Annotated in this window: 17 protein-coding genes; 3 read left to right on the top strand and 14 right to left on the bottom strand. The window is 70.9% G+C overall.

Annotated features, from left to right (window positions below):
* Positions 1-75: 75 nt before the first annotated feature.
* Positions 76-2,043 (bottom strand): DUF5107 domain-containing protein, encoded by a 1,968-nt coding sequence (locus tag OG707_RS34205; RefSeq protein WP_329125320.1) that lies wholly within the window; start codon positions 2,041-2,043, stop codon positions 76-78.
* 74 nt (positions 2,044-2,117) lie between these two features.
* The gene (locus tag OG707_RS34200; protein ID WP_329125318.1) at positions 2,118-3,014 is read right to left on the bottom strand and encodes an arginase family protein; all 897 of its coding nucleotides are present in this window, start codon (positions 3,012-3,014) and stop codon (positions 2,118-2,120) included.
* A 68-nt stretch (positions 3,015-3,082) separates the two neighbouring features.
* Here OG707_RS34200 and OG707_RS34195 point away from each other — a divergent pair, with 68 nt between their 5' ends.
* Positions 3,083-3,418, top strand: coding sequence for a DUF6204 family protein (locus OG707_RS34195; RefSeq protein ID WP_329125316.1), 336 nt, complete (start codon positions 3,083-3,085; stop codon positions 3,416-3,418).
* A gap of 8 nt (positions 3,419-3,426) precedes the next feature.
* On the opposite strand, the gene OG707_RS34190 is transcribed toward OG707_RS34195, so the two are convergent.
* The 4 genes from OG707_RS34190 to OG707_RS34175 all read right to left on the bottom strand — a co-directional run bounded on the left by OG707_RS34190 (position 3,427) and on the right by OG707_RS34175 (position 5,770).
* Entirely contained in the window at positions 3,427-4,557 is a 1,131-nt protein-coding gene (locus OG707_RS34190) for a hypothetical protein (protein WP_329125314.1), read from the bottom strand.
* A 67-nt stretch (positions 4,558-4,624) separates the two neighbouring features.
* Positions 4,625-5,188 carry a GNAT family N-acetyltransferase gene (locus OG707_RS34185; protein WP_329125312.1) on the bottom strand — a complete coding sequence of 188 codons (564 nt, stop codon included), beginning with the start codon at positions 5,186-5,188 and terminating at the stop codon, positions 4,625-4,627.
* A gap of 13 nt (positions 5,189-5,201) precedes the next feature.
* Positions 5,202-5,531 (bottom strand): hypothetical protein, encoded by a 330-nt coding sequence (locus tag OG707_RS34180; protein ID WP_329125310.1) that lies wholly within the window; start codon positions 5,529-5,531, stop codon positions 5,202-5,204.
* The gene (locus OG707_RS34175) at positions 5,528-5,770 is read right to left on the bottom strand and encodes a LapA family protein (protein WP_329125308.1); all 243 of its coding nucleotides are present in this window, start codon (positions 5,768-5,770) and stop codon (positions 5,528-5,530) included. Before OG707_RS34175 ends, OG707_RS34180 begins: the two co-directional genes overlap by 4 nt.
* Positions 5,771-5,949: 179 nt before the next feature.
* On the opposite strand from OG707_RS34175, the gene OG707_RS34170 reads away from it, so the two are divergent.
* Positions 5,950-6,681 (top strand): GntR family transcriptional regulator, encoded by a 732-nt coding sequence (locus OG707_RS34170; RefSeq protein WP_329125307.1) that lies wholly within the window; start codon positions 5,950-5,952, stop codon positions 6,679-6,681.
* Positions 6,682-6,730: 49 nt separating this feature from the next.
* Positions 6,731-7,798 (top strand): adenosine deaminase, encoded by a 1,068-nt coding sequence (locus tag OG707_RS34165; protein ID WP_329125305.1) that lies wholly within the window; start codon positions 6,731-6,733, stop codon positions 7,796-7,798.
* On the opposite strand, the gene OG707_RS34160 is transcribed toward OG707_RS34165, so the two are convergent.
* The 8 genes from OG707_RS34160 to OG707_RS34125 all read right to left on the bottom strand — a co-directional run bounded on the left by OG707_RS34160 (position 7,776) and on the right by OG707_RS34125 (position 18,918).
* Complete coding sequence (locus OG707_RS34160) at positions 7,776-9,581, bottom strand: CocE/NonD family hydrolase (RefSeq protein WP_329125303.1); 1,806 nt, start codon at positions 9,579-9,581, stop codon at positions 7,776-7,778. The genes OG707_RS34165 and OG707_RS34160 overlap by 23 nt on opposite strands.
* 103 nt (positions 9,582-9,684) lie before the next feature.
* Positions 9,685-10,617 (bottom strand): S66 peptidase family protein, encoded by a 933-nt coding sequence (locus tag OG707_RS34155; protein ID WP_329125301.1) that lies wholly within the window; start codon positions 10,615-10,617, stop codon positions 9,685-9,687.
* The gene (locus OG707_RS34150) at positions 10,614-12,587 is read right to left on the bottom strand and encodes a prolyl oligopeptidase family serine peptidase (protein WP_329125299.1); all 1,974 of its coding nucleotides are present in this window, start codon (positions 12,585-12,587) and stop codon (positions 10,614-10,616) included. The genes OG707_RS34155 and OG707_RS34150 overlap by 4 nt, the downstream gene beginning before the upstream one ends.
* 17 nt (positions 12,588-12,604) lie before the next feature.
* Positions 12,605-13,936 carry a M20/M25/M40 family metallo-hydrolase gene (locus OG707_RS34145; protein WP_329125297.1) on the bottom strand — a complete coding sequence of 444 codons (1,332 nt, stop codon included), beginning with the start codon at positions 13,934-13,936 and terminating at the stop codon, positions 12,605-12,607.
* Positions 13,929-14,762, bottom strand: a complete 834-nt coding sequence (locus tag OG707_RS34140) for a M55 family metallopeptidase (RefSeq protein ID WP_329125295.1) — start codon at positions 14,760-14,762, stop codon at positions 13,929-13,931. The genes OG707_RS34145 and OG707_RS34140 overlap by 8 nt, the downstream gene beginning before the upstream one ends.
* A gap of 126 nt (positions 14,763-14,888) precedes the next feature.
* Positions 14,889-15,719, bottom strand: a complete 831-nt coding sequence (locus tag OG707_RS34135; RefSeq protein ID WP_329125293.1) for a serine hydrolase domain-containing protein — start codon at positions 15,717-15,719, stop codon at positions 14,889-14,891.
* A 5-nt stretch (positions 15,720-15,724) separates the two neighbouring features.
* Complete coding sequence (locus OG707_RS34130; RefSeq protein WP_329125291.1) at positions 15,725-16,444, bottom strand: class I SAM-dependent methyltransferase; 720 nt, start codon at positions 16,442-16,444, stop codon at positions 15,725-15,727.
* 74 nt (positions 16,445-16,518) lie between these two features.
* The gene (locus OG707_RS34125; protein ID WP_329125289.1) at positions 16,519-18,918 is read right to left on the bottom strand and encodes a SpoIIE family protein phosphatase; all 2,400 of its coding nucleotides are present in this window, start codon (positions 18,916-18,918) and stop codon (positions 16,519-16,521) included.
* Positions 18,919-18,939: the final 21 nt, after the last annotated feature.

The raw sequence follows: 18,939 nt of genomic DNA, 5'->3' as shown, positions 1-18,939 counted from the left end.
CCGGCGATCCCTCCCCAGGGCCGCCCTCCGTCCGCCCGGCAGCGATCTTGCGCCGGGCAAGCGGAGGTTACCTGGTCAGGACCCCGGGCGCATACGGAATTCGTACGTCTGTGGCAGTGGTTCGTCGGAGATTCTGGACCACATCTCGCCCAGGATCTCGGCGCCCTCCCTGAGGTCCGCGACCTCGAAGCCCGTTTCAAAGATCGTGCGGGCTCCCGCGATGTCGCCCTCGGCGAGCAGGAGTTGGGCCTCGATGAAGCGGAAGCGGCCGCGTTCCTGGACCGGGGGCCTGAGGCGGGCGAAGACCGAGCGGGCCTCCTCCGTGCGGTCCGCGGTCAGGAGCGCCTCTATCGCCTCGCGGCCGAGGGCGGCGGTGACCGCCGCCCAGACCGGTGCCTCGCGGCGCTCCTCGCAGAGGTCGTCGAAGGCTTCGGCGTAGCGGTCGGCGGCGCGGGCCGGGTTGCCCTCGCACTGGTCGGCTACGGCCAGGCAGCGGAGCAACGGCCAGCGGGACGGGGCGAGTTGGAGGCCGCGCTCCCAGCTGCGCACCGCCTGCGCGGTGTCGCCGGAGTGCCACTGGGCGACCCCGAGGTGGTACTCGGTGAGCGGTTCGGCGGGGGCGGTCTCCAGCATGTCGCGCCAGTGCGGGGCGACCAGGGTGGGACCCGGCGGGGTGACGCGGCGGGGTACGGGGAAGGTGCCCGAGCGGTAGAGCTCCAGCCAGGGCGACTGGTCCTCGTCGAGCATCGACTCCTCGAAGGGGGTGCCGGGGAGTTTGTGGCCCGCGCGCAGGACCTCCAGCGCGCCCCAGCCCGATCCGGTGGCCAGGGTCTCGGTGGGGTCGTGGTCGGCGTACGGGAGCCAGGCCTCGTACGCGGCGTCGACCTCGGCGCGGGGCAGGGCCGACTCCAGGCGCGCCCCGGCTTCCGTACGGGCGGCCTGCCAGTCGGCGCCGTGGATCGTGGCGGGGTCGGCGGCGAGCGGTCCGTACGCCTCCAGCCAGCTGAACTCCGCGCCCGCCTCGAGCTTGACGTGCTCCAGCTGGGTGCGGGCGAGTCCGGCCTGGATCTCCGCGTAGCCGGGGGTGCCTGGTTCGGTCAGCCACTCCTGCCAGCGGCGGCCGCCGTCGCCCGAGCCCCAGAGGAAGAGCTTGCGGCCGCGCAGTTGGTCGGTGGAGGTCTGGACGAGGCCCTGGCCGGACGCGTCGAGGGAGGAGATCCAGCGGCGGGCGCCGTCGGGGAGTTCGTAGAAGTAGTCCGCGGCGTGCTCGCTGCGCAGCGGGTAGGTGCGGTCGATGCCGTCGAGTTCGGGGACCGGGACGCGGCGCAGGGTGCGCTCGTAGCCGAAGTGCCAGGCCTCGTCGGCGGGGGCGACGACGCGGGTCGACTCGTCCTCGGGGACGGCGATGTTGGACCACCAGTAGGTGGGGACGGCCGTCTCGTGCGGGTTGCGGATGCGCACGCCGACGTGGAGGAAGTCGGAGTCGGCGGGGAGCCAGAGGTCGATCTGGTACGGCAGGTCGCGCAGCCGCTCCCACTCCCAGAGGCGGACCATGTCGCCGCCGTCGGGGGCGGGCACGAGGGCGGCGTGCAGCGGGGCGCAGGTGAGGGTGGTGTGGCCGGTGGCGCCGATGTTCCACTCGATGCCGCCGGAGAACCAGGCGCCGTTGAGCGCGAAGTCGGCGGGCTGCAGGACCGGGTTGCGGTAGAGCAGTTCGCGGTCGGTCGGCTTGTGGAAGAGCGACTGGATGCGGCCGCCCAGGCCTGGAAGGACGGTGGCCCGCAAGCGGTCGTTCTCGATCACGATCGCTTCAAGCCCGGTCGGAGTGCGCTCACGTCCGTACCCGTCGAGGACACGTACGGGCAGCAGCGTGCGGAGCGGCTCGTAACCGATCTGCCGCGCCATGTCCCGGGGGAGGTCGGTGCGCCCCTCGGTGTCGATCCCGTGCGCCTCGTCCAGCGGCCGGAGCGCGGGCAGCGGGTTCTCCGGCCCCAACGGGGCGGCGGGCAGAGTCAGTACGGCACGTCGCACCGTCGTGGCCAAGGCAGCCTCCTCGTTCGATTGCCTTGGTGACCATGGAACACCGGCCGACGCCTGCTGACCAGGGGTTCCCCCGGTCAGGTTTGCGCAAAAGCGTCCACCACGAGGTCGGCGAGGAGCGCACCCGCAACCCCTTCGGGGTCAAGATCGGGGTCGTAGATGGTCAGATTCAGGCCCACGCAGCGCTCGGACCGCAGCAGCCTCGCCAGCAACACCCGCAGTTCGTCAGGGAGAAGACCGTCCGGATCGGGGCTGTCGACGGCGGGCATGACGGTCGGGTCGAGGACGTCGGCGTCCAGATGGATCCAGAACCCTTCGGTCACCGGTGCTTCCAGGCTCTGCACGGCTCCTTCGGCGAGATCGGCCACACCCCACTGACGGAGTTCGCCGACGGTCATCGTCGAGATCTTCAGTTCGGCCAGTTCCGCCCGCTCTTCGTCGTAGTCGCGGATCCCGAAGACCCGGACGTCCTCGTCGCACACGTACGGACGCAAGCCCTCCAGGTCCGTCAGATCGCGCTGCCCGCGCCCGGTGGCGAGCGCCAGTTCCTCCCCGCCCGCCGCCCCGACACGGTCGGAGTTGCCCGGGTGGCGGAAGTCCGAGGACCCGTCGATCACCGCGATGCCGTAGCGGCCGATCCGGCGCAGCGCGAGCGAGGCGCCCAGCTGGATCGAGCAGTCGCCGCCGAGGACGAGCGGGAAGTCCCCCGCCCGCACATGGTGCTCGATGCGGTCGGCGAGGCGCGGGGTGTACGCGGCGATCGCGGCCGCGTTGAAGACGCCGTCGCCCTCCTGCCAGGGCCCGCGGTCGTAGCGGGGCGGCACGACGACCCCGCCCTCGTACGCCCCGAGCCGCTGCACGAGACGCTGCTCGCGCAGGGCTCCGGCCAGCTTGTAGCAGCCGGGGACGGTGCCGGGGGCCGGTGGACGCAGGCCCAGGTTGGAGGGGGCGTCGATGACCACGATGCGTCGCATGGGGTCCATCGTCTGCGCCGTACCCTGGGGCGTCAACGGCAGACGACAGAGCGAGAGGGCAGCCGAGCATGAGCACGAGCCACACCTACCGGGTGATCGTCCGCGGGGTCTGGGACGGACTGACGGACGCGTCGCGCAGCGCGCTGCTCGCCGAGGTGGACGCGCACGGTCTCGCCGGGATGAAGTTCACCGAGGAGGGCTCGCTCACCTACGACGCCGTGCTCAAGCACTTCTCGTACCGCTACGTCGTCGTCTCGGACTCCGCGGACGGCGAGGAGATGGCCGGCGTGATCGCGGAGGACCGCGCCGAGACCTCCCTCAGGGCGCTGGGCCACGGCTTCCGCGATCTGCGCTCGACCGTCACGGACATGGACACGATGAAGATCAACCGCAAGGGCCGCTGAACCGCACGTCAGGTGCGGGACACCGTCCCGCACTCCTTGGACCGTTCGCTGTCGAGATCGCGGCTGCGGTCGTACGGATCGACGGTCTCGCCCGAGGGCGCGGAGCCGGTCTGCGCGTCCGAGCGGAAGTGCGGGTGCAGATAGCCGTCGTAGACGTCGCAGGCCGAATTGCCTGCGTCCTCCTGGTACTTGAGGATCTGCAGCTTGCCTGGCGTGACCAGGAAGCGTTCCGGGTCGGCGAGTTGTACGTCCAGGATGCGGCGCACCACGGTACGTGCGACCTCGTCGCTGCCGTCGGCCGCTTTCACCAGCGGGTAGACGAAGGTGTAGTCGGCGTGCACGTCGACGCCGCCCTTCTTGTCCGCGGTGAAGGTCATCCGGCCGTGCGTCTTGACGACGTCGCCGACGAGCCGGGTCTCCTGCGGATCGAACCGGCTGAACATCGCCAGCGGATCGTGCTCCTTGTCCGGCGTGCTCAGCGAGGTGGCGAGGCGCGTGTGCAGATCCGTCTGGCGCGGCTCGATCAGCGACAGCGCCGATTCGGGGCGCTCGCCGCGCAGTGTGCGGGGGTCGAGGTTCGCGTGGACGAGGAACTCCTTCGTCTTGCGGAGCGCGAACTCCACCCGCTCCTGGGAGAGTCCGCCGGCGGCGCGGGCCTTCGGCAGTACGATCCCGGCCTCCCCGTCGGCATACGTCAGGGCGGGCGAGCCGGCGAACGGCGCGTCCACGGTCGGCGTGCCGGGGAAGGTCTCGGTCGGGGCCGAGCTGGGCCGCACCGTCTCGGCGGCGAGGGGCGAGGCGCTCGGAGTCGCGGATTCCGCGCCGTTGGAGCCGTCGACGAGGTCGAGTGCCTTCGACGGGTTGAGCGCCACCAGCAGCGCCCCGATCGCCACCAGGAAGCCGACCGGCGCGACCCAGCGGCGGCGCTTCCGCACCCGCCCCACGGGGTCGGCGCGCCAGCCTTCGGGCCTGATCCCGGCGGCCTCCTGCTGCCTCAGCCGCTCGGTCACCATCCGCGCACGCGCCGAGGGCTCCTTGGGAGCCGAAGCGCGTATCGCCCCCTCGCTGTCCTGCTTGAACTGCTCCCACACGTCGTCCGGCAGGGACGGTTCGTCCCCCGGCACAGGTCTCTCGGTCATCTCGGGCCCCCCACAGGCAGATCGGTCGGTCCAGTTGATCTACCAGCGGATACGGCCCGAACACAAGTCAGAGGGGTCGGCCGGAGAGCATTTCCGCAGTGATGGCCCAGCGTTCGTGGTCGCGCCAGGCCCCGTCGATGTGGAGGAAGTCCGGCGAGTACCCCTCGAGCCGGAAACCCGCCCTGCGCACCAGCGCGATCGACGCCTCGTTGCCGGGCTGGATGTTCACCTCGAGCCGGTGCAGTCCCAGCGTCCGGAAGGCGTACCGCGTCACCAGGCCGAGGCCTTCGCCCATCAGACCGCGGCCCGCGGCGTGCGCGAAGGCGCCGTATCCGAGCGCTCCGCTCAGAAAGGCGCCTTCGACGATGTTGTTGATGTTGATGAAGCCCGCGATGCGGCCCGGTGCGTCGCCGTCGCGCTCGCAGACGAGGAACCCGGCCTTGGCCGGGTCCTCGATCAGCCGGCGCGCGTACGCCGTGTACGCGCCGGTCTCGACGGGCGGGAAGAGCCACGGGTGGTGCAGGGTGCGGCTCTCCCCCGCGTGTGCCGTGAACTCCTCGGCGTCCTGCAGCGAGAAGTGGCGTATGCCCACGCGGGGGCCCTCGGCGAGATACGTGACATCAGCAAGCATCGCGCCAGCGTACTCAGTCGTCCGCCGCTGCCTTCTTGGGGCACTTCTCGTCGGTCTTGACGACACCGATCCGCACCGACTGGTCGTCCAGCTTGGTGCCGGCCGCCGGGGACTGCGTGCAGACCTTCCAGCTGAAGGGCCAGAGCACATTGCGGTGGGTGCCGCTGACGTCGCGGACCTCGACGTGCGTGCGGTAGTCGAGGCTGTTGAAGACGTGCATCAGCCCCCTGCCCCGGAAGTCGGGCATGGGGGGTCCCGAATCGGCCACCGCCGCCGAGGCCGCACCCATGGACGCCGTCATGGCGAGGACTATGCCCGCCGTCACCGTTGCCGCACGCTTCACTTGTTCCGCCTCCTGAAGAAATAACCGCCGCAGAGTGCGCCGATCACGAACATCGCGAGCAGGGCCATGTAGAGCGGCATCGAGACTTCGGGGATCAGCAGGCGGATCTTGACCTGCCGGGTGTTCTCGAAGATGAAGATCAGCGCGAGGACCGCGAGCGCGATCACCGCGATCCTGGCGGGCGTGAACTGGCCGGCGAGGCCGCCCTTGTCGCCGCTCGATGTTTCCTTGGGGCTCATGGTCAGGCCCTTCTCCTGGAATGTGACTCCGCCCCCGCGCCCCAGCATGGACAGATTCGGGCCCGGGGCGCGGCAGGTAGCGGGCCGTACGGGTGAGTCGCTCCGGCCGGGTCCGCCTTGTCAGACAAGTGGGCGCCCTGGAAGATGGGGCTCCACCCGGTGCGTGTTGAGGAGTTCCAGTGACAGTCGGCGGACAGCAGCGCAGGCCGGTCGTCGTCCTGTACGAACGGATCGCGGACGCGATCCACGCGGGGACCTACCCGCCGGGCTCCACCCTGCCCTCCGAGCCCAAGCTCGCGGCCGAGCTGGGAGTGAGCCGGCCCGCCCTGCGCGAGGCACTGCTGCTGCTCCAGGAGGACGGGCTGCTCTCGGTGCGACGGGGGGTCGGCCGTACGGTCAACGACAGCCCGCCCAGGCGCGGTTACGAGCACATCCAGCCCCTGGAGGAGCTGCTGTCCGCCCGGGTGCGGCCGCTGCTGCGGACCGTCGAGGAGCCCACCGACTTCACCACCCAGCATCTGCTCGCGCCCGCCGGTTCCTCGCTCCGCTTCTGGGAGTCCGTGCTGGCCGGGGACGATGCGGCGGGCGCGCTCAGCCAGGAGTGGGCCGCGCCCGGCGACGTACTGGAGAAGGCGCATCCGGCGTTCGCGGAGGCGCTGGAGCGGGAACCTGCGGGGGCGTCGATGCTGGCCGTGCTCGTCGGGGCCTCGCGCGGGATGGAGCTGACCGCGCGCAGCGGTGTGGGGGCGACGCTGCTCGGGCAGCGGCGCGGCGAGCAGCTGGGGCGCGCGGCGGGCACCCCAGCCGTGCTGGTCACCCAGGTCGTACGGTGCGGGGAGGTCCCCGTCCTCGCGGCGAAGCACATGCTGCCGACCGGGGCGCCCGCCCTGATGGTGCTGCAGTCGAACTGAGACGGCCCTCACGGCGGGTCCGCGGATTCTTGCCCTAGACTCCCCGCTCATGCACTTGTCTGACATCCTCCGCGCACCCAAGGCCGTACTCCACGACCACCTCGACGGCGGACTGCGCCCCGCCACCATCGTCGAGCTGGCCCGCGAGGCCGGATACACCGCTCTGCCCACCGAGGACCCGGACGCGCTCGCGCTCTGGTTCAGGAACGCGGCGGACTCCGGATCGCTGGAGCGGTACCTGGAGACCTTCGCACACACCTGCGCGGTGATGCAGACCCGTGAGGCGCTGGAGCGGATCGCGGCGGAGTGCGCCGAGGACCTGGCGGCGGACGGTGTCGTCTACGCGGAGGTGCGGTACGCCCCGGAGCAGCACCTGGAGCAGGGGCTCAGCCTGGACGAGGTCGTCGAGGCCGTGAACGCGGGATTCCGGGAGGGCGAGCGGCGCACCGGCGGGCGGATCGTCGTGCGGGCGCTGCTGACCGGCATGCGGCACACCGACCGCTCGCTGGAGATAGCGGAGCTGACCGTCGCGCACCGCGAGCGCGGCGTGGCCGGCTTCGACATCGCGGGCGGTGAGATCGGCAATCCGCCGGCCCGCCACCTCCCCGCCTTCCAGCACCTCAAGCGCGCCAGCTGCCACTTCACCATCCACGCGGGCGAGGCCGTCGGCGCCGAGTCCGTCCACGAGGCGGTGCAGGTGTGCGGCGCCGAGCGGATCGGGCACGGGGTGCGGATCACCGACGACATCGCGGAGGACGGGACGCTGGGGCACCTGGCCTCGTACATCCGCGACAACGGCATCACGCTGGAGATCTGCCCGACCTCCAACCTCCAGACGGGAGCGGCCAAGAGCTACGCCACGCACCCGATCGAGGAACTGCGCCGGCTCGGTTTCCGGGTCACGCTCAACACGGACAACCGGCTGGTCTCCGGCACCACCATGAGCCAGGAGTTCCGGCACATGGCGGATGCCTTCGGCTACGGCCCCGAGGTCTTCGAGGAGCTGACGGTCGCCGCGGTGGAGTCGGCGTTCCTGCCGCTGCCGGAGCGGAGGCGGATCATCGAAGAGGTGATCCGCCCCGGCTACGCGGCGCTCAGTCCTTCAACGACCCGCTGACGACGGGGAGTTCGAGCGCCCCCGTCGATCCGGGGGCGCTGACCACCGTGACGGGCTTGATGCCCTTGTTGCCGACGTACGCGTCGTCGCTGGCGGCGATCACGAACTCCAGGCGGTGGCCCGCCTCGTAACGGTGCACGATGCCCGGCAGGTTCACCGTGAACGGCTTGTTCACGTCCGGTACGCGCACCGGTGCGACGAGACGGTTGACCAGCGTCTTGGTGCCGTCGGGTGCCACGTCGTAGACCTTGGCGAAGAGCACGAGCTTGTTGGCGGCGTCGTGCGAGCGCTGGGTGTGCGCGGCCACGGGCGAGAGGACCTTGAGCGTCGCCTTGGGCGAGCCGACGACGTCGACGGCCTCGGTGAGCGGCTGCGTGGACCAGCCCAGATAGGTGCCGGGGGCGTCGAACGGCGCCGGGTCGGGCAGGCCGAGCGATCCCGCGAGGGAGAACTCGGAGTGGCTGGTGGGGGTCAGCAGGTTCGTGTACGTACGGGCGCCGCGGGTCACCTTGTGCCGGTTGTCGACGAGCTTGCCGTCGCCGGAGAGGTAGAGCTTCTGGGAGAGGGCGGGGAGCGACCTGGCCTCGCCGTAGCCGCTCTCGTAGGCCCGGTAGTACGCGAAGGCGGGGCCGGTGTCCGTGGAGTGCTTGTGCTGGAGGTAGCGGTCGAACCAGGCCAGGACGCGCTGCCCGGTGTAGCTGGTCTCCAAGTTGCCCTGGGCGAGGTTGAGTTCACCCGCGGCCTGGCCGCCGCTGTGGCCCGGGGACTGCCAGATCATCTTGGCCTCGGTGCCCTGCGCCTTGAGCGTCTTGTACGTCGCCGTCGCCTCGTTGAGGTTGAACAGGCTGTCGGTCTGGCCCTGGATCAGGAGCGTGGGGGCCCTGACGCCCTTCAGGTACGAGACCGGGGAGACGCTGCGGGCGTAGTCCTGCATGTCCTCGGTCTTGTCGCGCGGGTAGCTGCCCGAGTTGAGGAGCCGCATCGTGCTGCAGGCGTCGGAGACGAAGTGCAGACAGTCCAGGGTGTTGATGCGGGACGGGTCGAGGCTGCCGGGGTTGAGGATGGGCTGGCTCTCGCCGATGAGGTAGAAGCCGTTGGACCACTGGTACTTGAAGACACCGGCGGTGTCGGAGCTGACTCCCCTGCGCTGTCCGGCGTTGTTCGGGTCGAGCGCGTAGGAGAGGTCGTTCCAGGTGATCATCGGGACGAGTGCGTCGATCCGGTGGTCCACCGAGGCGGCGGCCATCTGGACCGCGCCGCCGTACGAGCCGCCGATCATGCCCACGCGGGGATCGTTCCGGCCGTCGCGCGTGACGTAGTCGGCCTTGGTGCCGTCGTCGGCCGCCAGGGAGCCCGCCAGGAAGTCGACGAGCTTCGAGGCCGCGCGGCCGTCGATGCGCGGGTCGTCGAGCGAGATCAGACAGCCCGAATTGCCGAAGCCCAGACCCGAGTAGGCGAGCGCCACATAGCCGCGGGACGCGAAGGCCTTGGCCGTGCCGGCGGTGCCGCCGTCGGACTTGGCGCCGCCGAATCCGTTGGTGGTGAGGACGGCAGGAGCGGTGTGCTGCCGGTCGACTCCGGCCGGGCGGTAGAGGTCCGCGTCCACGGTGCAACTGCGGCCGCCCGCCTGGACGGTGAACTTCAGCGGGGTGACGGTGTAGTCGGCGGTCGTGGCACTGGCCGGGCCGGTGAACGTCAGCGGTGCGGCAATGGCTGCCGCACCGACGGCCATGGCGAGCGCTTTACGGGATCTGGACAGGACGACCTCCACACTGAGGACCATGTACCGACCGGTAGGTACGGCGCCGCGCTCATGCTGTGACACGTGTCTCGGCCGTGTCAACGTCCGTGACAGGAGTTGTTGAGGAGGAGGAGTCAGTTCCGGTTCAGCTCAGGGCCGGTACCTCCAGAGTGAGCGTGCCCGCGTCGGCGTCGAGCAGGGCGGGTACGCCGAACGGCACGGTCTCCGCCGTGGTGCAGTGGCCGAAACCGAACTCCTCGACGATGGGCACACCCAGTGTGCCGAGCCGCTCCAGGAGGACCGCGCGCACGTCGTCGTACGGACCGCACTCCTCCCACGAGCCGAGGGCGATCCCGGCGACTCCGTCCAGCCAGCCGGACCGCAGGAGTTGGGTGAGGATCCGGTCGAGACGGTACGGCTCCTCCCCGATGTCCTCGATCATCAGCAGCCCGCCACGCGCGGAGGGACGGGCGTGCGGTGTGCCCAGATCGGCGGCGAGCAGGGAGACGCACCCGCCCAGGGTGATGCCGCGTGCCTGCCCGGGAACCAGGGTGCGGGCCGTGTCGAGGCCGAGCGTTTGCACCGACTCGGGCTCGAAGAGCGTGGCGCGCAGGGACTCCTGGGTGCGCTCGTCCTTGAGGAAGGACATCGCCGCGACCATCGGTCCGTGCAGGGTGGCGAGACCCAGCCGGACGGCGAACGCCTCGTGCAGGGCGGTGATGTCGCTGTATCCGAGGAAGACCTTCGGGCCGGCCGCGCGCATCGCCGTCCAGTCGAGCAGATCGACCATGCGCTGGACGCCGTACCCGCCGCGGGCGCAGAAGACCGCGTCCACGGACGGGTCGCACCAGGCCGCCTGGAGGTCCCTGGCGCGCGCCTCGTCCGTACCAGCGAGGTACGGGAACTGCGGGTGCCGGTCGAGGACATGGTCCAGGACGAACGGGTCCAGGTCCCAGCCGCGCAGGATGTCGAGGCCCGCCTGGAGCCGGTCCTCGGGCAGGGGACCGCTCGGGGCCACGACGGCCACCCGGGCCCCCGGCCTCAGTCGCGCGGGCCGGGTCAGGGGCGTGAGGGTCACTTGTCGAGCTCCAGTGCGGGGACGTCGGGACGGGAGATTCGATAGGTCTGTGCGTAGAGGGAGAGTTCGGCCTCGAGCGCGCGGATCAGGGTGTCGGCCCTGCGGAAGCCGTGCCCCTCCCCCTCGAAGGTGAGGTACGCGTGCGGGATGCCGCGCCCGGCCATCTGCGCGAGGAAGCGTTCGCACTGCACGGGCGGGCAGATCACGTCGTCGAGCCCCTGAAGGAGCAGGAAGGGCGCGGTGACGCTCTCCGCGTGTTGGGCGGGCGAGCGGTCGCGGTAGCGGTCGGGGACCTCCGCCAGCGGCCCGATCAGGCTCTCCAGGTACTGGGACTCGAAGTCGTGGGTGCCGTCGGCCGACGCCCAGTCGGTGAGGTCGAGGATCGGGAAGAGGACGGTGCCGCAGGCGTAGACGTCGGTGAACGCGAGCGAGGCCGCAGTGGTCCAGCCGCCCGCGCTGCCGCCGCGGATCGCGAGGCGGGCGGCGTCGGCGGTGCCCTCGGCGGCGAGCGCCCGGGCGACGGCCGCGCAGTCCTCGACGTCGACGACGCCCCACTGCTCGCGCAGCCGGTTGCGGTACTCGCGTCCGTAGCCGGCGGAGCCGCCGTAGTTGACCTCGGCGACCCCGATTCCGCGCGAGGTGAAGTAGGCGATCTCCAGGTCGAGTACGAGCGGTGCGTGTCCGGTGGGACCGCCGTGCGCCCACACCACGTAGGGCGGCAGTTCGTCGTCGGGTGCGATGCGGTCGGGACTGTGCGGCGGGTAGATGTGGGCGTGGATGTCGCGGCCCTCGGGGCCGGTGAAGGTACGGATCTGCGGTTCGGGGTAGTACGCCGGGTCCACGGCGTCGTGGTGCGCCGCGCCGATGACGCGGGTCCGTCCCGTACGGGTGTCGAGCTCCACGATCTCGTACCCGCTGCGCGGGCTGGCGGCGACGCCGACGACCCGGGTGCCGTGCACGGCGAGCGTCGACGACCAGGCGGTCCACGGTCCCGCGGCGTCGACCAGCTCGCCGGTCTCGGGGTCGAGTATGCCCAGCGTGGTGGTGCCCGCGCCGTGGACGACGGCGATCAGACCGTTCTCCAGCGGCTGGAACCACTGCAGCCCGATCTTCCAGAGCGGCCCGCCGAACTCCTCCTCGCGCGGGCAGAGCGGGGTCTCGTCCGCGCCCCGGTAGAGGTTCCACCAGCCGCCGCGGTCGGAGGCGAAGAGGAGTTGTCCGTCGGCGGTCCAGCCGACCTGCGGGATGGACTCCTCGGGGCCGCCGGCCACGCTCCGTACCTCGGTGAAGGGACCGTCCGCGGTCACCTGGCCGAGCATCACTTCGGTACCGTCCCACGGCATCCGGGGGTGGTCCCAGCCGATCCACGCGGCCTGTCGCCCGTCGGGCGAGAGGCGCGGCCCGGTGACGAACCGGTGCCGTCCGTCGGAGAGTTCGCGTACGGCACCACGGTCGTCCGCGGCCGATCCGTCCAGCGGTACGGCGGCGATCACCCGGCGCACATCGGTCGGCGCCTCGCCGGTGAACTCCTCCAGGACGCACCAGACTTCGCCCGCCTCGACGCGGATCGTGGGGTCCACCCAGCGCAGCCCGCCGCCGACCGCCGAGACGGGGGTGAGCGGCCTGGGCTCCGCGCCGCCGTCCGGTTCGTACGCGTACAGCCGCTGGTCGGGGAAGTGGACGAAGACGACGAGCGGGGTGCCCGTCGCGCTCGCCGCTCCGGCCCAGGGCCGGCCGCCGTACTCGATGACGCGGCTGCGTACGTTCCAGGGAGCGGGCAGCACCGACTCCTCGCTGCCATCCGCGCGCCGTCGCATCAGCGCGCGCCTGCCGCCTTCGGCGGGACGCGGCGCCGTCCACCAGATCTCGTCGCCGACCGCTCCGACGTACTCCGGCATCCCGTCGTGCGAGGCCGCGAGCGCCCCGTCGATCGGCGACGGCCAGGTTCCGTACGGCCCCATGGGCACCATGTCTCTCCCCACTTCCCTCAGGCGGACTGCAGATAGTGGTCGAGCACGTTCACGCCGAAGTGCAGACCGTCGACCGGGACGCGCTCGTCCACCCCGTGGAAGAGCGCCTGGTAATCGAGCCCGACGGGCATCCGGACCGGCGAGAAGCCGTAGCCGGTGATGCCGAGCCGGGAGAACTGCTTGGCGTCGGTGCCGCCCGACATGCAGAACGGCACGACGTGCGCCCCGGGCGCGAACCGTTCGACGGCGGCGCGCAGTTTGGCGAAGGTCGGGGAGTCCACGGGCGCCTGGAGGGCGATCTCCCGGTGCGCGAACTCCCACTCCACGTCAGGTCCGGTGAGCCGGTCGAGCGTCTCGCGGAACTCCTCCTCGCCGCCGGGCAGCGTCCGGCCGTCGACGAAGCCGCTCGCGTGCCCGGGGATCACGTTGACCTTGTAACCGGCGTCCAGCATCGTCGGGTTGGAGCTGTTGCGCACGGTCGCGTCGACGAGTGCGGCGGCCGGGCCGAGCTTCTCCAGCAGCGCGTCCACATCGAACCCGGCGGCCTCGACATCCGTCTCGATGCCGTACAGCGCGGCAAGTTCACGCAGCGCGGCCCGCACGGTCGGAGTGAGCCGCACCGGCCACTCGTGCTCGCCGATCCGGGTCATGGCCGCGGCCAGCCGGGTCACCGCGTTGGCCCGGTTCACCTTGGAGCCGTGGCCGGCGCGGCCGTGCGCGGTGAGCTTGAGCCATCCCGTGCCGCGCTCGCCGGCCGCGATCGGATAGATCTCCATGCCGGAACCGGGATGGAAGGAGTAGGCGCCCGACTCGCTGATGCCCTCGGTGCAGCCCTCGAAGAGTCCGGGGTGCTGCGTGGCGAGGAAGTCCGAGCCGTCGATCGCGCTGGCCTCCTCGTCGGCGGTGTACGCGATGACGATGTCGCGCCGCGGCCGGATCCCCTGGCGCGCCCAGGCCCGTACGACGGCGAGGACCATCGCGTCCATGTTCTTCATGTCGATGGCGCCGCGGCCCCACACCATCCCGTCCCTGACCTCCCCGGAGAAGGGGTGGACGGTCCAGTCGGCCGGTTCGGCGGGGACGACGTCGAGGTGCCCGTGCACAAGAAGGGCATCGGCGGAGGGATCCGTGCCCTCGATCCGGGCGACCACATTGGTCCGCCCGGGTGTGCGCTCCAACAGGACGGGTTCCAGGCCGGTTTCGGCCAGCTTCGCCGCCACGTACTCCGCGGCCGGGCGCTCCTGGCAGTCTCCCCCGCCCCGGTTGGTGGTGTCGATCCGGATCAGGTCCGAGGTGAAGGCGACGACCTCCTCCAGCGCCTGCGCATCAACTGCCCGCATGTCAGCCATACTGCTCCTCCACTGCGGCCGAGACGATCGTCGTGACGGCCTTGAAGGTGCGAATGGCCTCATACATCGCCTCGCTGGTGTACGCGACGCGCCGTTCACCGGTCCGTTCGGCCCCCGGAACCACCGTGGCGGCGTCCGCCAGATGCTCGGCGTCGAACTCCATCTCCACGGTGAACTCCCCGCCGTGCACGGGTGCGTGCCGTACGGCCAGAGACGTCGCGTCCTTCGCCGCGGCGCGGATGTCGGCCGCGGTCCTCGCCGGTGTGCGGCAGACCGCCGCATACCGCGAGACATGGTCCTTCACCGCCACCTTGCGGGCCTCGGGCGCATACCCCAGGGCGTCCTCGCAGGCCAGGTCGTCACCGGTGAAGAGCACCACGGGAACGCCGTACTCCGCGACCACATGGGCGTTGAGCAGACCCTCGCTGGCCCGCTTCCCGTTGAGCCACACGCCGGTGATCTGGTTGGCCAGATAGGTGTGCGCCAGCACACCCTCCATGCCGGCACCCGTGTGGTACCCGACGAAGGCGATGCCGTCGACGTCTCCGTGCTGCACACCCTCCACCATCGAGAGCGACTTGTGGCGTCCGGTGAGCATCTGCACACGGTCGTCCAGCTGCTCGAGCAGCAGATTGCGCATGGACCAGTGGGCCTCGTTGACGAGCACCTCGTCGGCGCCCCCGTCGAAGAAGCCGAGCGCGGCCGCGTTCACGTCGGAGGTGAACATGGAGCGGCAGCGCTCCCACTGCGGGGTGCCCGGCAGCACGTCGGCCGGCCAGGTCACCCCCGTCGCGCCCTCCATGTCGGCGCTGATGAGGATCTTCATGAACCGAAACCGTACGCGCTGCCCCGCCACCTCTGCCAGAGCTGTGGATAACTATCGGTGGTCTATACCACTAACCTCGCACCGCACAGCCCCCGACCAGCCCTTTCCACCGAATGTTCGGATCGCCTACGCGACGTCGGACCGTGTCATCAACGGCACCCGCACATGCAGTTCCAGACGGAGGCCGGTGAGGGGCACGGCGCTCCATCTCGCCGTCGCGGTGCCCGTGTCGGCGTCGACGAGCAGCCGGACGCGGTGCGGGGTGGCGATGACGTAGAGGTCGGCCAGGATCTCGTCGTCCTCGGCGCTGTCCGCCCGGTCCATGCCAGGCAGCAGGCACTCCCACAGGGCGTCGAACACCTCCTGGGAGTCCCCCTGGGCGGTCACGGCGAGCACAAGATCGAGCGAGGGGACCACCACGCACCGCTGACCGAAGGAACCGTGCCCGTGGAAGCCGTTCCGCGACATCCAGAACTGGTAGCCGTACCCGCGGGCGAAGTCCGTCTGGTCCGTCCCGTCGAGGATCCACTCGCAGTCGATGTGCCGTCGGGTCGCGAGCTCCACCCACGCGCGCGGGACGAGCTGTTGGCCGCCCCACATGCCTCCGCACCGCAGCAGTTCACCGAAGGCGGCGACGGCCTCGGTCGTCAGGTGCAGGCCGTGGAATCCGAAGGCGGCACCGCTCGCCGCCCGGTCCCACTCGGCGTGGTCGACACCCATCGGCGTGAAGAGGCGCTCGTCGAGGTACTCCGGGAGGCCGCGCCCCGTGACCCGCTCGGCCGAGTACGGCGCCCACCAGCCTTCGGCGATGACGTGGCCGCGGCGTACGACCATGATCGAGTGGCACTCGACGGATTCCTCTTCGAGCCGGTCGAGCAGCATGGTGATCGCACGGGACGACACCCCCAGGGCAGCCGGAGCCGAACGGGGAAGCAGGGTGCGCTCATACGAAGTCATCCGGCTCAGCGCCCCACGACCAGCCACTTCGACGGCAGTTCGATCAGCGAGCCGTCCGACCGGTGCTCCGTCGTCGTCAGCGGCAGTTCACCCTCCGCCACCACCGTCAGCCCCGCCGCCCTGAAGTACCCCGGCAGTTCCGCGTCCGCCACCTCGCCCGGTGCGATGCCGTGCGCGAAGATCGGCCGCATTTTGGCCGGCGGCCCGGTCGGGCCCTGTGCGATCCCCATCATCAGCGGCTTCGCCTCCTGCGAGGGCTCCACCACGAACGCCCGTCCCCGCTCCCCCACCAGAGTCGCGATCGAGTCCGCGAGCGTCTGCCGGTCGGCGGGCTCGGTCTGGTGCAGTACTCCACGCATATAGACGTGCGCGTCCCCCAGTTCGGCGTGCAGCTGCTGTACGGCTTTGTCGTCCACCGCGTCGAGCTGCTCGAACCGCACCCGCCCCGAGCCGTCCTGATGCCGGGCGTGCTCGACGGCGGCCGCCGACAGATCCACACCCAGGGTCCCCTCGAACCGCCCGGCGAGGAAGCGCGTCTGCGTCCCGTTCCCGCACCCCAGATCCACCACGGGGAGCCCGGTCCCGGCCAAGTACGGCTCGAAGAGGGCCAGATGGAGGGCGGACGTGAGCGCGGGCTCCGCGTCCCAGAACACCGCCCCCTGCTCGTCGGGCGCCTCGCCCCAGAACCCTTCCCAGGCGTCCTTGTACCGACTCGTCACACTCATGGCCAGCTCCCCAGGATGCGGCGGCGCACTACGTCAAGATCGGTTTACAGCCCCGGAGTTGCCCGCACAACCCGTCAGCGCAGCGACAGTTCGAACCAGACCGTCTTTCCGTCACCGGTACGGCTCGCTCCCCACTCCCGCGCCAGCCGGCTCACCACACGCAGTCCGCGCCCCGCCTCGTCGGAGGGACCTGCGCTCAGCAGCGTCGGCAGGACATGACCGTCGTCGACGACCTCGCAGAGCAGTGTCTCGGCCCGTACCAGCCGCAGCCCGACCCGGCGGCCGCCCGCATGCCGTACGGCATTGGTCACCACCTCGCCGACCAGCAGCTCCGCGTTCTCCGACACCCCTTCGAGGCCCCAGTCCGACAGCTGGGCGCGCACCAACCTCCGCGCCCTGCCCACCTCTTCGGGCTCGGACGCCAGGTCCCACTGCGCCACGTCCTCGGTCGCGATGCCGTTGAGCCTGGCCATCAGAAGCGCCACGTCGTCCTTGCGTCCGCCGCGCGTATTGAGTGCGCGGATGATCGTGTCGCAGGCGTCGTCCATGGAGGCGGCGGGGTGGGCGGCGGACTCGCAGAGGGTGGCGAGGCCGACGCCGATGTCCTCGCCGCGCACCTCCACCAGACCGTCCGTGCACATCACCAGGCGGTCCCCGGGCGCCACCGCGATCCGTACGGTCTCGAAGGGCACCCCGCCGACGCCGATCGGCGCACCCGTGGGCAGTTCGATCAGCTCGCTGCGGCCGTCCGCCGCCCGGACGAGAACCGGCGGGATGTGGCCCGCGTTCGACATGAGCAGTTCGCCGCGGACCGGGTCGTAGATCGCGTACAGACAGGTCGCCAGATAGTGCTCGCCGAGCCGCTGCGCCAGGTCGTCGAGGTTGCGCAGGAGCTGTGCGGGCGGCAGGTCGAGGGCGGCCATCGTCTGTACGGCGGTCCTCAACTGGCCCATCATCGCCGCGGAGTTGAGCCCGTGCCCCATCACGTCGCCGACCACGAGCGCGATCCGCGACCCGGGCAGTTTGACGGAGTCGAACCAGTCGCCGCCGACCCGCCCCAGCAGCGTCCCCGGCAGATAGCGCGTCGCCGTGTCGCAGCCGGTCATCCGCGGGGTGACCTGCGGCAGCATGCTGTCCTGGAGGGTCTCGGCGACGCTCTCCTGGTAGGTGTACATACGGGCGTTGTCCAGGACGAGCCCCGCGCGGGCGGCCAGTTCGGCGCCGGTGAAGCGGTCCATGTCGTTGAAGAGGGTCCGGCCCGGGTGGCGCAGCAGGATCATGAATCCGAGGACCACGTTGCGCGCCTTGAGCGGCACGACCAGCATCGAACGGCCGTTGATCAGCGGCCTGATGTCCCGCTTCTCGAACTGCGAGGCGATGGCGGTGCCCATCTGCTCGCTGATCTGCGGGACGAGCACGGGATCGCCGGAGGTCATGCACTGGAAGAAGGGGGTGTGCGCCGGGAAGGGCATGGCCTCGCCGACCGGTACGACGTCGTCCCAGCGTCCGGGTGCGTCGACGTGTTCGACGGCTACCCGGTGCCACATGGTGGTCTCGTCGGGCGGCCCGTCGGGGAACCCTTCGCCCGCGATGACCTGTTCGCGCAAGTAGGTGCCCGCGACGTCGGTGAAGCGCGGGACGACGGCGGCGCTCACCTCGTGGATCGTACGGGCCAGGTCGAGGGAGGAACCGATGCGGCCGCTCACCTCGTTGAGGAATTCGAGGCGCTCGCGCACGGCGGCGTACTCGAGGTCCTGCTCGGGTTCCGCGGGCGCTGCGAGCTGCCCCGCCGCCGCGTCCTCGGCCTCCTTCCGGCGTGCCGCGTGCCCGGCCCGCTGCGGAACACCCCAGTCGGGCGTCACCGGCACCCGGTCGTGCTGGCTGTACTCCAGTACGGGATAGCCCAGTTCGAGGACCTGCGAAACGATACGGCGGCTCTCGCCGACGCTCATGCTCGGCAGGATCTCCGGCAGCCGCCCGGCCAGCTCCTCCGAGCCGAGGAACTCCGTGTGGAGCGCGAACCCGGGCGCTATCCGCTCGACACCGTTGTCGCCGGACTCCGTATGCAGCCGGGAGGCGTCGGCGGCCAGGACGAGCAGCCGCTCGGGTCCGGGACCGACCAGCGGATACGCCCACCAGAGCACGTCGAGCTGCGCGCGTCCCGGCTCCGAGAGCCGGGCCCGGCCCGCAGCCGGATAGGAGGTGAGCCCGTTGAGCGTGGCGTCCAGGCCGGGGCCCAGCTCGACCGTCTCGTGTTCGTAGAGTCCGTACCCGTCGGACGCTTCGTCCTCGCTCAGCGCGCCGGAGACCGGCATCAGCTCGACGGCGGGCTGCCCCACCGCCTCTTCCTTCGGGCGGCCGAACAGCCGTCGCGCACCGGTGGACCAGTGTGAGACCAGGCCCTGTCCGTCCACGACGACGACGGCCAGCGGAATGCGCCCTGCCACTGCGTACTGCGGAGTACCACGCTCCATGGATCCACCGTACGGCCCCCA

It is taken from the genome of Streptomyces sp. NBC_01465 (genome assembly GCF_036227325.1).
Classification (GTDB): Bacteria; Actinomycetota; Actinomycetes; order Streptomycetales; family Streptomycetaceae; genus Streptomyces.
This window is presented reverse-complemented; position numbering and strand designations above follow the sequence as displayed.